General features: G+C 42.5%; 10 protein-coding genes and 1 other RNA gene. 3 read left to right on the forward strand and 8 right to left on the reverse strand.

Annotation, left to right across the window (positions count from 1 at the left end; all coding sequences use genetic code 11):
* Positions 1 to 115 precede the first annotated feature (115 nt).
* From ftsH to N774_RS0102130, 7 genes are all read right to left on the reverse strand, one after another.
* Complete coding sequence (gene ftsH, locus N774_RS0102100) at positions 116 to 2023, reverse strand: ATP-dependent zinc metalloprotease FtsH (protein ID WP_024859647.1); 1908 nt, start codon at positions 2021 to 2023, stop codon at positions 116 to 118.
* A 20-nt stretch (positions 2024 to 2043) separates the two neighbouring features.
* Positions 2044 to 3375 (reverse strand): tRNA lysidine(34) synthetase TilS, encoded by a 1332-nt coding sequence (tilS, locus tag N774_RS17930; RefSeq protein ID WP_024859648.1) that lies wholly within the window; start codon positions 3373 to 3375, stop codon positions 2044 to 2046.
* A 2-nt stretch (positions 3376 to 3377) separates the two neighbouring features.
* Positions 3378 to 4733 carry a replicative DNA helicase gene (gene dnaB, locus N774_RS0102110; RefSeq protein ID WP_024859649.1) on the reverse strand — a complete coding sequence of 452 codons (1356 nt, stop codon included), beginning with the start codon at positions 4731 to 4733 and terminating at the stop codon, positions 3378 to 3380.
* A 12-nt stretch (positions 4734 to 4745) separates the two neighbouring features.
* On the reverse strand, positions 4746 to 5192 hold the full coding sequence (gene rplI / locus N774_RS0102115) for a 50S ribosomal protein L9 (RefSeq protein WP_024859650.1): 447 nt from the start codon (positions 5190 to 5192) through the stop codon (positions 4746 to 4748).
* An 18-nt stretch (positions 5193 to 5210) separates the two neighbouring features.
* Positions 5211 to 7187: a DHH family phosphoesterase gene (locus N774_RS0102120; protein WP_024859651.1), complete on the reverse strand. Its 1977-nt coding sequence runs from the start codon at positions 7185 to 7187 to the stop codon at positions 5211 to 5213.
* A gap of 55 nt (positions 7188 to 7242) precedes the next feature.
* Positions 7243 to 9069, reverse strand: a complete 1827-nt coding sequence (locus N774_RS0102125) for a ribonuclease J (RefSeq protein ID WP_024859652.1) — start codon at positions 9067 to 9069, stop codon at positions 7243 to 7245.
* 525 nt (positions 9070 to 9594) lie between these two features.
* Entirely contained in the window at positions 9595 to 10833 is a 1239-nt protein-coding gene (locus N774_RS0102130; protein ID WP_024859653.1) for an alanine/glycine:cation symporter family protein, read from the reverse strand.
* A gap of 125 nt (positions 10834 to 10958) precedes the next feature.
* Here N774_RS0102130 and N774_RS0102135 point away from each other — a divergent pair, with 125 nt between their 5' ends.
* The 3 genes from N774_RS0102135 to rnpB all read left to right on the forward strand — a co-directional run bounded on the left by N774_RS0102135 (position 10959) and on the right by rnpB (position 13243).
* The gene (locus N774_RS0102135) at positions 10959 to 11411 is read left to right on the forward strand and encodes a PH domain-containing protein (protein ID WP_024859654.1); all 453 of its coding nucleotides are present in this window, start codon (positions 10959 to 10961) and stop codon (positions 11409 to 11411) included.
* Positions 11401 to 12864: a PH domain-containing protein gene (locus tag N774_RS0102140; RefSeq protein ID WP_024859655.1), complete on the forward strand. Its 1464-nt coding sequence runs from the start codon at positions 11401 to 11403 to the stop codon at positions 12862 to 12864. Before N774_RS0102135 ends, N774_RS0102140 begins: the two co-directional genes overlap by 11 nt.
* A 32-nt stretch (positions 12865 to 12896) precedes the next feature.
* Positions 12897 to 13243, forward strand: an RNA gene (rnpB, locus tag N774_RS18560) — RNase P RNA component class A.
* Positions 13244 to 13278: 35 nt separating this feature from the next.
* Here the strand turns inward: rnpB and N774_RS0102145 are convergent.
* Positions 13279 to 14130, reverse strand: coding sequence for an AraC family transcriptional regulator (locus N774_RS0102145; protein WP_024859656.1), 852 nt, complete (start codon positions 14128 to 14130; stop codon positions 13279 to 13281).
* Positions 14131 to 14176 lie beyond the last annotated feature (46 nt).

Raw genomic sequence — 14176 nt, forward strand, 5'->3', positions numbered from 1 at the left:
TATAATGAATGCATTTACATTCATTATATCATATAATTCATTAAACAGCAACAAACAACAAACGAATATTAAAGCTACAATAAAAATCCCGAAGAGCTGCTCTTCGGGATATATTTTATATATTGCTGTCGCTTCCATCAAGATCAGCCTTTTCGTATGGAGGGATCTCGTCAGGAATATCGGAAACATCAACTATGAGCTCATTTTTCATAAGCTTGTCAAAGTCATCGCCATCTATCTTTTCATATTTCAGAAGATATTTTGCAAGGAGATGCATTTTATCAGCATTTGCTCTGAGTATCTCAAGACAATTTGCATACGCCTTGTCAATAATAGCTCTGACTTCTTCGTCGATCTGAGCTGCAACAGCCTCGCTGTAGTTCTTTGTATGACCATAATCCTTACCGAGGAATACCTCGTCATTATCCGAACCGTATACAACTGTACCAAGCTTGCTTGAGAAGCCGTACTTTGTAACCATTTTTCTTGCGGTAGCAGTTGCACGCTCAATGTCGTTTGATGCTCCTGTGCATATGTCATTGGTGAATAATTCCTCAGCACAGCGTCCGCCAAGCAGTGAAATGATATTCTCGAACATTGTTGTCCTTGTAAGATGCTGATCGTCCGTTTCGGGACGGTATATTGTCATACCTGCAGCCATTCCGCGCTGAATTATAGTAACCTGATGAACCTTATCCTGGGTTTTGAGGTTATATGAAGCAATTGCATGACCTGCTTCATGATAAGCAGTGATGAAGTTATCACGCGGAGTAACGATCCTTGACTTCTTTTCAGGACCTGCAATGACTTTCAGAGTAGCTTCCTCAATGTCTGCTTCTGTAATAGAAAGGCGGTCATTTCTTGCAGCAAGGAGAGCAGCCTCGTTAAGAACATTTTCAAGGTCTGCACCTGTAAATCCTCGTGTAGTTCTTGCAATACGCTTGATGTCAACATCGGGGCCAAGAGGCTTGTTCTTTGAGTGAACGAGAAGTATCTCCTCACGTCCCTTAACATCGGGATATCCAACCACGATCTGCCTGTCAAAGCGTCCCGGACGCAGCAGAGCAGGGTCAAGGATATCACGTCTGTTTGTAGCAGCAAGAACGATAACGCTGTCGTTGCCTGTAAATCCGTCCATTTCAACAAGGAGCTGGTTAAGAGTCTGCTCACGCTCGTCGTGTCCGCCGCCGAGACCTGCGCCTCTGTGACGTCCCACCGCATCGATCTCATCGATGAATATTATAGCAGGAGCATGTTTCTTTGCCTGCTCGAAAAGGTCTCTTACACGTGAAGCACCCACACCGACGAACATTTCAACGAAATCGGAACCCGAGATAGGGAAGAACGGGCAGCCTGCCTCGCCTGCAACAGCACGGGCAAGAAGAGTCTTACCTGTACCTGGAGGGCCGAGCAAAAGAACGCCCTTGGGCACCTTTGCACCAAGCTCTGTATATTTCTTTGGATTTTTTAGATAGTCAACTATCTCGATGAGTTCCTGTTTTTCTTCGTCAGCACCTGCAACGTCCTTGAAAGTCGCCTTTCTGCCGCTTGCACCGTTTTTCAGGTTTGCTTTGCCGAATGTAGCGTACTTTCCGCCGCCGCCGCCCTGCTTCATCATGAAGTAGAGTATAGCGATACCGAGAAGAATTGTAAGAATAACAGGTATCAGAGAATAAAGCCAGGTCCTGTCTGTTATCTTGATATAATCCTGTTCAAGAGGTTTATCGTGATGAGCGTTGTATTCCTTACGATAATCCTTGGTATCCTCAAGAAAGATATTTACATTGGGGACAGTGTAATGTCTTTCCTTTTCTTCGTCGTTGATAGTGTACGTGAGATCACCTGTACCGAGATCAAGTACATAACTTGATACTTCATAATTATCAAAATAACTGATTATGGTAGTGTACTCGGTCCTATCGGTATTTGCATTCAGCTTTGAACTAATAAGAACAAGGCATAATACCGCGATGGTAATAACGATAAGATAGGTAAAAACTCCCTTACTTTTTTTAGGTGTCAAATTATCCTCTCCATTCTTTATTATCTGTTTACTGAAATTTTAAGACATCTGACTGTATTATTATCAGGCGTAACACGGTCGGCTATACCGATCCCCTCCGCAAAAACCGTGCCTGCCTCATCTTCGATAAAGTGAAGTGTAGGACGAATTTCAGCATCAATAGTTTCATTTATCAGTTTTTTCACGGAAGAAGTGAAGCTCCGTCCGCTAAGTCTTATTTTATCGCCGAACTTGCGGCTTCGTAAAACAGTCCTTCCATTTATTTTATCATAATCAAGGAGATAAAATGTGGATTTTTTATGAACAGCTTCAATTTTCTTCAAATTATCACATTCGATAATTTCGCAAAAAAGCTCACAGTTGTCGAAAATTCGGTTTGTACCGATTTCAAGTGGTATTTCTTTATACTCACTTGTCGGAGCAGATATTTTTTTCAGTTCTAATGAACCGTTGGCTCCGATCAGATATACATCTCCAGAAATATTTATCTTTCCGCTGTTAACAAGTACCTTATCGGCTTCCTCAAGACGTTTGTGAGAATAGGGAAGCTTTTTTTCCGTAAGAAGCCGAGAGATACAGCGTTTCCTGATTACCGCAGAATAGCCGTCCAGTCCATTTAATAAATCGCCGTTTCTGCAATTCGTCATTGCTTCATCTGTGAGTTCCTCTATAAATGCGTTTTCTTCGCGTACGGTATTTATAGAGTTTATGGACGTTTCTACTGTCGAGATGTTTATCTCTCCGAGAAGCGGCAGTATTTTATGCCGTATCTTGTTTCGTGTATAGTCGTCAGAAAGATTTGTGCTGTCTGTTACAAAAGTCTGAGAGCGTTCAGAAAGAAAGGCTTCTATCTCCTGACGGGTGACAGTAAGAAGCGGTCTTACGATATTACCGCGAACAGGGGGGATACCTGCAAGTCCTTTGATACCTGTTCCTCGTGCGAGGTTCAGTATGACGGTTTCAAGATTATCATTTGCATTATGAGCTGTAGCAAGCCTTTTACCCTCGGAATATTCCTTAAAGATATCATATCGGAGAACTCTTGCGGCTTCCTCGGTAGAAAGAGAATGCTGCACTGCATATGAGCTTACATCGCACGAAACAGCTATAAATGGTACATCAAGCTTTTTACAGAGTTCCTGACAGAATTGCTGGTCACTGTCACTTTCTGCTCCGCGGAGACAGTGGTTCACATGCAGTGCTTCAACGTTTATATGAAGCTTTTCGCTAAGCTCACACATGCAAATAAGAAGCGTAACGCTGTCAGCGCCGCCTGACAGACCGCAGACGACCGTGTCACCCTGCGTGACCATCTTATTATCCGTTATAAATTTGTAAACCTTGGTTAACATGGTCAGATATTCTCAGGCGGAGCATTGTAATCAGGATTGGAAAAGCGTGTGAACTGACCGTCCCAGATGAGCTCCACAGTGCCCGTTTCACCGTGACGGTTTTTCGCCACGATACATTCGGATATATTTTGCCGCTGGCTTTCTTTATTGTAGTAAGCGTCACGATAGAGGAAAAGAACTATATCAGCGTCCTGCTCGATAGAACCCGATTCACGCAGGTCTGACAGCATCGGACGTTTATCGGTACGGCTCTCAACAGCACGGGAGAGCTGAGAAAGCAGTATTACAGGAACATTGAGCTCCTTAGCCATTACCTTGAGCTGACGGGTTATCTCACTGATTACGGTAACTCGGTTATCCGAACGTGATGTTGACTCCATGAGCTGAAGGTAGTCTATAATTACAAGACCAAGATTCTTAGTTCTGCGGAGCTTGGCTTTCATCTTCTGAACTGTCATGCTCGCTGTATCATCGATATAGAGGGGGAGCGTGCTGAGATAGCCTGCACTTGTGGCGAGCTTGACCCAGTCGTCACCTGATATTCTACCGTTTCGGAGAGTGTTTGACTCTACAAGTGCTTCGGTAGAGAGTATTCTTGTGGCGATCTGCTCCTTTGACATTTCGAGATTGAAGGTAACAACTTCCTTTTCGGCACGCCTTGCCACATTTGTAGCTATATTCATGGCAAATGAAGTCTTTCCCATACCCGGACGGGCGGCAATTATGATAAGATCGGACTTATTAAGTCCTGAGGTAATGCTGTCAAGAAGAGTAAAGCCCGTTCTTGCGCCCACATATTTATCCTTATCGGGCCCCGAGATCTTGCCAAGGCGGTCATAGGCTTCGGAAATAGCCTCTGAAAGGGGAACAAGTCCTCTTACATCACGTCCCTGACGTATATCGTAGATCTTCTGCTCTGCTGCATCAAGAAGAAGCTGAGCATTCTGCTCGCCCGACTGTACTTCTTCAAGAATGGACCTTGCAACATAGCTGAGACTTCTGAGAAAATACTTATCCGCAACTATCTTGCAGTAGCTCTCGATATTAGCAGTGGAAGGGAGCATATTTCCAATCTCTGCAAGGTACCTTCTGCCCTCGGCAGGGCTATCAAAAATATGCTGTTTTTCCGCCTCGTTGAGCACTGTCACGATATCAACAGGCAGGCTCATCGAGTTCATTTGCAGCATAATGGAGTAAAGGGCTTTATGCTGATCATTGTAGAAGTATTCGGGCTTTATGAGCTCGATGACATCTGAAAGGACCTGCGGATCGGAGATTATCGCTCCTAAAACAGACTGCTCCGCCTCGATACTGTGGGGCAGTTCTCTGGCGGAGAGCAGGATATCATTTTCGTCCATATTATGCACCTATCAGCCTTCGCTGACTTCAACGTCGATAGTCTCTGCAATTCCGTTATAAAGCTTTACTGATGCGGTATAAGAACCGAAATTCTTTATATCAGTGCTGAGAACTATCTTTTTCTTATCGACTTTTACGCCGAGCTGCTGTGACAGAGCGTCGGCAACATTTGCAGCAGTGACTGAGCCGAAGAGCTTTCCGTTCGAGCCTGCCTTAGCGATGATCTCGACTTTTTTGCCCTTGATCTTGGCAGCTGCGTCCTTTGCAGCCTGTATGTCCACATCTATCTTATGCTGAGCAGATGCCTGAGCGCCCTCCAGCTTGTTCATATTAGCTGCTGTGGCTTCAACTGCGTAACCCTTAGGCAGCAGCATATTGCGAGCGTAGCCGTCTGCTACATTTTTTATTTCTCCCTTTTTACCTGAACCTTTAACGTCCTGTAAAAAAATTACCTTCATTAGTTTATCCAACCTTTCTTACTGTGAATTTTCCGTATTTTTACGGCATTCGTCTATTGCATATATAAGTGATTTTACAGCGTCCTCAACAGAGATTCCTTCCAGCTGTGTAGCAGCCATTGTTTGATGACCGCCTCCGCCAAGCTGTTCCATTATCACCTGTACATTGAGTGCGCCGAGTGATCTTGCCGAGATATTCAGTGTGTTTCCTGTCCTGTAAATTACAAAGGAAGCATCTACATCTGTGATACCGAGCAGCTCATCGGCTGCCTGCGGTGCTACAAGGCGTATGTCGTCAGACTTGAAATCAGCTGCTGCGATAGCACAGTTATTATGTATCTTTGCAGAAGCAACTATCTGAGTTTTACGTCTGTATGAATCAATAGAATTGGAGAACAGCAGCTTTACAGCAACAGTATCTGCTCCCATTTTTTTCAGGAAAGCAGCAGCTTCAAATGTCCTGACACCTGTACGCATTACAAAGTTCTTGGTATCAAGCATGATTCCTGAAAGAAGCGCGTCTGCAAAACACGTCCTCAGCTTCTCGTCACCGTCGTAATTGAAGTATTCAAGAAGCTCGGTTACCATTTCCGAAGCCGATGAAGCATAAGGCTCATGGTGGAAGATAACTGCATTGTCTATAAAGTTGACGGTTTTTCTATGGTGGTCGATAACAACTACATTTTTAGCCTTTTCATAGAGGACTCTGCTTTCAATGTAGTCCTTATTGTGGGTATCAACGATGATTAGCAGATCATTCTGTGCGATCATTCCCTCTGCTTCGGACGGAGTGACAAAAAGACCGCCTTCTGTTTCTTCGTCAACTATATCAATAAGGTTTGTTGCAAGATTTTTTGTACGATCAACAGCAATATAAACAGATTTGCCCACAAGGGAAATAGCTCCTGCAAGGCCGCAGGCTGCTCCCACAGAGTCAAGATCACCGAAGCGATGACCCATAATGAAGATATTATCGCTGTTCATTATAAGATCCTGAAGTGCATTTGCGATTATCCTTGTTTTTGAACGGGAGCGTTTTTCAATGCCGTTTGATACGCCGCCGAAGAATCTGTATCCGTTGTCCGTCTTTACCACAGCCTGATCGCCGCCTCGTCCGAGGGCCATATCAAGGCACTGACGGGCGATCTTTTCGCTTTCTGCAAGGGAAGCAGCTCCTTGCCCGACGCCAATGGAGAAGGTGAGGGGATACTTTCCTGAAATTTTGATGTTTCTTGCAGCGTCAAGTATCTTGAATTTGCCGTTTATTATCTCGTCAACATGGTGGTTTTCAAGGATAGCAAAGAATGTATTTGAGGAAGTCTTTTTTATGAAGCCGTTTGTTTTGCTCATAAAATTCTCAATGAGCTTTTCGGTCTCAACAGAAGCCTGTGCCTTTTCGCTTTCCTTTGCGTTCTGCATTATATCATCATAGTTGTCGATGTTTATTATAACAACATTGGGGTGAGATTCGTCCATACGCTTTTTGACTGTATAGTAGCTTGTATCGTCATGAAAATACAGCACAAGGAAGGACATATCATTTTTATCGAATTTTTCAGCTGTTACATTATAGATCGAGCCATTCATGGGGCATATGGCAGAACCGTTCTTTTCAAGCATATTCATGTCTATATTGACAAAGCCTTCAAGCTCAAGTCCGTACACATCTTGTCCCAAGCCGATTTTTTCGGCGAATATCTGATTATACCAGACAAATTGTCTGCTGTCATCGATAACTGCCACAGGAGCGGGGAGCGAATTCATAAATTCAGCAGCAGAGCTTTCAAGATGCTGATTCATTTTTGAAATGCGCCGCATAGAATTTCTGGAATAAATTATAGTATAAATAACACAGATTAGAATTAATAAGACTACGGACAGTACCAGTACATTCAGCACCTTGTTGCTTTGGTCGATCAGCAGATATGTTGGTATAAGCGCTACGAGAACCAAAACATGGAGAATCATCAGAACTGCCGGAAATTTCTTTTTCAACTTTAAGCTCCTTTCGGATAAGCCGTCAAAGCTTTTTAAGCTCTGGCAGAGCGTATCATGTTTCCATGATAATAGGAAGAATCATAGGACTGCGCTTTGTCTTTTGATAAATATAGTCGGAAAGTGCGTCACGAAGCTTGCCTTTAAGTGAATTCCATTCTCTGAGCTCACTTGCGGAGCAATTTGCAAGAGTATCGGTAAGAAGACCCTTTGCCTCGTCCATAAGTTCCTCTGATTCACGGACATATACAAATCCTCTGGATATGATATCAGGACCTGCAACGATCTCATTGCTGCTTCTCTCAATTCCTATAACGATAATAATAAGTCCGTCCTGAGCAAGGTGCTTTCTGTCACGGAGAACTATAGAGCCTACATCTCCGACACCAAGGCCGTCAACGAGAACTCTTCCCGCAGGCACCTGTGATACGACTTTCATTGTATTTCCATCGGTCTCAATAACGTTGCCTATTTCTGCAATAATTACATTATCCTTTGGCATTCCCAGCTGCAGAGCAAGGTCCGCATGCTTTTTTAGATGCTTGTACTCGCCGTGAACAGGGATAAAGAACTTAGGCTTTGTAAGAGAATGCATGAGTTTGAGCTCTTCCTGACAAGCGTGTCCCGAAACATGTACCTCGTACATAGCCTCATAGACTACCTCAGCGCCTGATTTCATCAGTTCGTTTACAACTCTTGTAACGAACTTCTCATTGCCCGGGATAGGTGTTGCCGAGATAATGATGAAATCCATGGGAGTGATATTGACCTTTTTATGGTCGTTCATAGCCATTCTTGTAAGAGCTGACATTGGCTCACCCTGACTTCCCGTAGTTATAAGAACGATACGCTCGCTCTCATAGCGGTTCATCATTTCGATATCGATGAATATGCCCTCAGGAGCGTCAAGATAGCCCAACTCAATAGCTGTATTGATTACATTTACCATGCTTCTGCCGAATACAGCGACTTTACGTCCATATCTTGCAGCGCAGTTTACTATCTGCTGAACACGGTGTATATTTGAGGAGAAAGTAGCGATAATGATTCGCTTTCCCTCGCCTTTCTGAAAAAGCTTATCGAATGAATCACCGACAGTTCTCTCGGAATGAGTATATCCGGGGCGCTCGGCGTTGGTGGAATCAGCCATAAGAGCAAGAACTCCGCGGCTCCCGAGCTCTCCGAAACGTGCAAGATCGATGATCTTTCCGTCAATAGGGGAGTAATCTACCTTGAAATCGCCTGTATGAACTATAACTCCAGCAGGAGTATGGATAGCCATACCAACAGAATCGGGGATAGAATGGTTGACCTTGATGAACTCAACAGCCATACAGCCCATTTTTACTGTCTTTTTGGGCTCAACGATGTTGAGGTTGACTTTCCCGTAAAGTCCCTGTTCCTTGAGTTTGCCCTCGATAAGACCGATAGTAAGTCTTGTGGCGTAAACAGGAACATTTATCTTTTTGAGAAGATATGCAAGTCCGCCTATATGGTCTTCATGACCGTGAGTGATGACGATACCTCTTATTTTTTCCTTGTTGCGCTCAACATAGGTAAAATCAGGGATAACAATATCAACACCGGGCATATCTGCATCAGGGAAAGCAAGTCCGCAGTCGAGAATGAAAATATCATTTGAGCACTCAAATACGGTCATGTTCTTGCCTATCTCATTAAGTCCGCCAAGCGGGATTATCTTAACAGGAGTCTTTTTTACTTCCTTAGGCTGTCTTGAACGTGTTCTGCCCTTTGCCGGTGCAGAAGCCTCCGCCTTTACAGCGTTATCTTTTGTTGTTTTTTCCTTTGAAGAAGTTCTTCTTCTGTACGTTCTCTTTGGAGCGTCAGACTTCTTAGCGTTGTTTTTTTCTTTTTCGTTCACTATATGACCTCGCTTTCAAAAATAGGGAAAGACATTCACATGAACGCAGTGAAGGTCTTTAAAATATGTAAAAAAGCGACGGAATATTACATTGTGTAAAAATGATGCTGTTATCACAGAAATGTAAAATAAAGTGTTATCTTTAAAATAGCGATAAAAATACTGACCACATCAAGCAGGCAAACGTACAAGCTCTTGGATTTTGAGCCGAACCTGTTGGGATATGTGACCTGATAACATTATGATTCCGAAGCTGTTGACCGTATATCGCCTTACGGTCTTATATCTTAATGACGATTTTTCGCCATAAAAGCCTAATTAAAAGTGTCATGACATTATTTGCCAAGCATAACTATTCAACTATAATTATACATAATCATGTGTCTGCTGTCAAGAGCAAAAATGTTACAGAGTAAACATTAGTCAAAATCCATAAAATTTTACTGAGAGTTGAATTTATTGTATAGTGAAATCAATCATCTGTAATGATATTTCTATTTTATATATTGGCGTTAATACATACTTTTATTCGCGCCTGACATTTTTTATTAAAAGAATAAGAGCTATGAGGTTTGGAAATGCCATTAATCCGTTGGAAATGTCGGATACAGACCATATTGCTTCGGCTTTGAACAGAACTCCCATGGAAGCTGCCAGTGAGAATACAAAAGCAAAAATAAGCGTATTTTTAATTTTAAAGAGGTATCTGAATGCAGTTTCTCCGCAGTAAAACCAACCTATAACAGTGCAAAGAGCGAATACGAACATGATAACAGCAATAAAGAGATCCGTTTTGTCTCCTATAACATTGATAAACGTACTTCTTACCGTTTTATCCTTCGAGCCGCACAGTATCACAACAGCTGTAAGCGTACAGCATAGCATCGTATCAATAAAAACCTCCAGCATACTGCTCATTCCCTGAACTATGCCGTTATTTGCATTGTCGGAGGAACTGTGCAGAATAGGGGAACTTCCCAGACCAGCTTCGTTAGAAAAAACTCCTCTGCGAAGCCCGGCCGATACTGCTTTAGAGAGCGTATACCCGGATATACCGCCAATTGTTTGTTTTATCCCGAAAGCTTCTTGAAATATCCGAGTAAAAACGATTTTGAGATCAGACTTGTATTTAACTATTACTATCAAGCATAAAACAGTATATAATACTGTTGCAAACGGCAAAAGAAACTGTGCTGCCGAGCCAATCCGCTTTGCACCTCCGCTGATTATAGCGAAAATAAGTACAAATAATACTAATGCCAGCAAAAACGGCGGTATATCGATGCAGGCCAGAACACTTTCGGAAAGAGCGTTTGCTTGTACCATTCCGCCCATACCAAAGCAGGCAAGAACACAGCATATCGAGAAAAAAGCAGCTATTCGCTTACTGCCGAGACCCTTTTCTATATACGCCATTGTTCCGCGTACCGATTCATCGGTATATTTTGCTGAAAGGCTGTTTTCCGCATATACAGTTGCCATTCCGAGAAAGGCAGATACCCACATCCAGAAAACCGCACCTGCACCGCCGATGGAAATCGCTGATGCAACTCCTGTTATATTACCTGTACCCATTGCTGTTCCGAGGGACATACATATTGTTTTGAACTGAGCGCGGAAACCTCCTTTTTTCGCACGTCTGAGAAAATACGGAAATATTCTGAACTGTATGAATCTTAGCTTTAAGGTATATATTATACCTGTTATCAGAAGAAGAAAAATAAGTCCGCCGCCCCATACAAATGAATTGATCTTTTCAAGCATATCGACAGATGCTCCTTGTAAAGTTTACAATTTGTTTTTAAATTTTGTTTTACATTAAATAATATTTGTGATATAATAAAGAGTAAATCATTAAAAGGATTTTTTAATGAGAGAGGGGGCGGAGAATGAAGCAATATGTACCTGACAGGCATTGTCTGTCAACTTTGAGGATACTTATAACTGCGGCTGTTGGTATTATATCTGCTGCGGCAAAGTATTTTATCCCTTTTGATAATATTGTATTTATTATTGTAGTTTCGGCTGTTTCAATAGCCTGCTTTGAAATGTTCATTCATCTCCCCATGTATTTTTCGTCCATAAAATATACAGCCACTGAGACGGAAGTAATGAAAAGCAGCGGCGTCTTTATAAAAGTTCATCAATCGGTTCGTTATTCATCTATTCAATATACAACTATCATCAGCAGCCCCTTTTCTCAGTATACGGGATTTAATTTTATAATATTCTTCGTTTACGGCGGTCAGCTGAGACTTCTTTTTCTCAAGCAGTCGGACGCCAAGGAGATACTTGAGCTTTCGGGCAGCATAAGTGTAAAGGGGGATAGGTATGTACCATGAACACCCTCTGAAAATATTAAAGTATTCAGCGAAGAACATATGGCTTCTGATTTTTCCTCTGCTTCGCGGAGTCTACACTTATCACTTTGACAAAAACTGGCTGTACAGCTGGGTCAAGGGCGCATGGTTCGATATAGCAGTTCTCGGAGCCATCATTATTTTCGGTTTTATACGCTGGTTCTTTTCCAAAATCGACTTCACCCAGGAGGAGCTCGTTCACCGTGAAGGAGTATTTGTGCGTGTGAATACCTATATCCCATTCAAGAATGTCAGCTCAGTCACCATCGAAAGACCTTTTTATATGTCAATGTTCAGAGCTATGCGCTTCAGGTGTGATACACGTGCAGGGATTTTCAAGACCGTTGATCTGAAGCTTCTTGTAAGTAAAAAAACACGCAACGCTATAATGCACCATATGCCTGATATCAATGAAAACGAGAAAATAAATGGTATACCACAGCCCAACTCCCTTTCTGTACTTCTTTTCTCCGTTTTCTTTTCCAGCGGCTTTTCGGGAACTATCTATCTTGCCACATTCTTCTTCAAGGGCGGAGATATTGCCTATGACATTATCAGCCGCTCATTAAATATTCTTACCGCTGAAACAGCCAAGCTCACCGAAAAACTGGTCCTCAAGATACCTACAGCGGCGATATTTATCGGTGTATTCTTTATCGGTTCATGGTTTTTGTCTTTTCTTGTAAACCTGTTCAGATACGGCAGATTCAGTATAGACTGCGATAAGAATTGCATGAAGGTCGCCTATGGTATTTTTGACCGTAAGGAATACAGGATAAAAAACTCACATATAAATTATACAGATCTGCGGCAAAACCTGATAATGAAGCTTTTCAAGGCAGTAGCTGTTAATATAAACTGTGCCGGTTACGGAGCTTCAAAGAATCGCCTTCCTGTGCTTCTTCCTGTAAAACTGGAAAAGAAGCTGGGCAGCAATTTACAGGTAATAGGCATATACAGCGGAATAAGGAACGATTACAGCGCACAGCCCGCAGGTATAGGCTCTTATCTGCTGATACCCCTTGTTGTAGCAGCGCTTATATTTCCGTCACATGACTGGTTGGCGAAGCTTTTTCCCCCTTTTTCGGAGCTCTCATTCTTCGTCGCTGTCATGCTGGAGATACCTGCTGTATGGTTCATAATTGTTAAATTCGTAGCTCTTCTCACCAGCGGAGTTGCTCTGTATGATGATAAGATAATGATACGCTGCTCCATATGGACTCGTTTTCATACAGTTGTGTCGGAGCGTAAAAAGATCGTCAAAATAGAGCTTGAACAGAACCTTTTACAGGCTATGAGCGGCAGATGCGCCATGAGTATATGGTTTGAGGGTGAAGAGCACAAGCGCTTCAAGATAAAGGCTATGAAAGCAGCCGATGTAAGAAAAATAGCCGATATTCTTGGCTATAAGCTTGGCGAAAAGGTTGAAGCTTGACTTTTTTATGAAATAATGATATTATTAACAAGTGAGCAGACTATGCGGTAGCGGAAACGTTTTAGTTTACGAGGAAAGTCCGAGCATCACAGAGCAGGGTAGCTGCTAACGGCAGCCGAGGGCGACCTTAGGGCAAGTGCAACAGAGATATACTGCCGTCATTTTGACGGTGATGGTGGAAAGGCGAGGTAAGAGCTCACCAGAGCGCTGGAGACAGCGCTGCTATGTAAACCCTATCCGATGCAACGTCTATTGGTGTCTGTTATCATAACGTCGGCTCGGCGGATAACAGGTAATGACGGCTTGAGCTTATCGGCGACGATAAGCGTAGATAAATTACCGCACACGACAGAACTCGGCTTATCGGTCTGGTCATAAAAAAAGAGAGCATATGCTCTCTTTTTTTGTTATATATCAGTCACGCCACATTTTTCTGTAGGAAAAGCAGGTGAGATTTTCGGATTTTTTGAATTGCCTTGCGAAATAGCTTTGGTCATTGAACCCGCATAGATGAGCGATTTCCTCAACTGACTTATCGGAGAAGCGTAAAAGCTTCTTGCCGTAATTGATTCGGGCGTTGATTATGTGCTGAAAGATCGTCTTCCCGTAAATATGCTTGTATTCTCGTGTGAGATAATATTTGCTTATATAAAACTCCGAGGAAAGCTTTTCGAGGGAAATATCTTCCGTAAAATGATCCTCTATATAGCTGTTTACGGCAGCAAGCTTCTGTTTCAGAGCTGAATCGTACTGCTGCTCATTATTATTGAATGTCAGAGAGATAGTAAGCAGATCAACGATGTATTTTGAAGTATACAGCTCCGCATTAGACTCATTTTTTTCGTGAAGCTCGATAATTTTACTGATATCAGAGACGACTTTATCGAAGAAAAGAGGTCTGAAAGTATGTTTTGAATTTGAAGCAAAAAAATCATAGTACTGCTGTGAAGCACTGCCGTTAAAGTATATCCACATCATTTCCCACGGTTCGTTTTCTGAGCTTTTACAGCAATACCGCTTACGGCAGTCTATGAAGAAGCAATCACCTTTTACAAGTGAAATTGATTCGTCTTCGACTGTAAGATCACCACGACCGCTGACAACGGCTCCTATGAGAAAAAGCTCAAGGTCACGGCGAGCTGCTGAATACGGGTCTTCTTTCATTGTGCTGCCTGCTTCCTGTATATAGAAGAAGGCGCTTTTGGCAGCAGGAGTAGGTGTGGATATTATTCGTTTTGAAAGCTTATTTCTGTATTTTTTTTTCATGATGTTCCATACTCTGACTCCTTTATAAAAGCTTTGCTATAAATTA

Source organism: Ruminococcus flavefaciens AE3010 (genome assembly GCF_000526795.1).
GTDB classification, from domain to species: Bacteria; Bacillota; Clostridia; order Oscillospirales; family Ruminococcaceae; genus Ruminococcus; species Ruminococcus flavefaciens_D.

Bases quoted from the DNA above. Each gene is read 5' to 3' on its own strand.
- tilS (WP_024859648.1), bottom strand. From the start codon at position 3,375: ATGTTAACCAAGGTTTACAAATTTATAACGGATAATAAGATGGTCACG.
- dnaB (WP_024859649.1), bottom strand. From the start codon at position 4,733: ATGGACGAAAATGATATCCTGCTCTCCGCCAGAGAACTGCCCCACAGT.
- rplI (WP_024859650.1), bottom strand. From the start codon at position 5,192: ATGAAGGTAATTTTTTTACAGGACGTTAAAGGTTCAGGTAAAAAGGGA.
- N774_RS0102130 (WP_024859653.1), bottom strand. From the start codon at position 10,833: ATGCTTGAAAAGATCAATTCATTTGTATGGGGCGGCGGACTTATTTTT.
- N774_RS0102135 (WP_024859654.1), top strand. From the start codon at position 10,959: ATGAAGCAATATGTACCTGACAGGCATTGTCTGTCAACTTTGAGGATA.
- N774_RS0102140 (WP_024859655.1), top strand. From the start codon at position 11,401: ATGTACCATGAACACCCTCTGAAAATATTAAAGTATTCAGCGAAGAAC.
- N774_RS0102145 (WP_024859656.1), bottom strand. From the start codon at position 14,130: ATGAAAAAAAAATACAGAAATAAGCTTTCAAAACGAATAATATCCACA.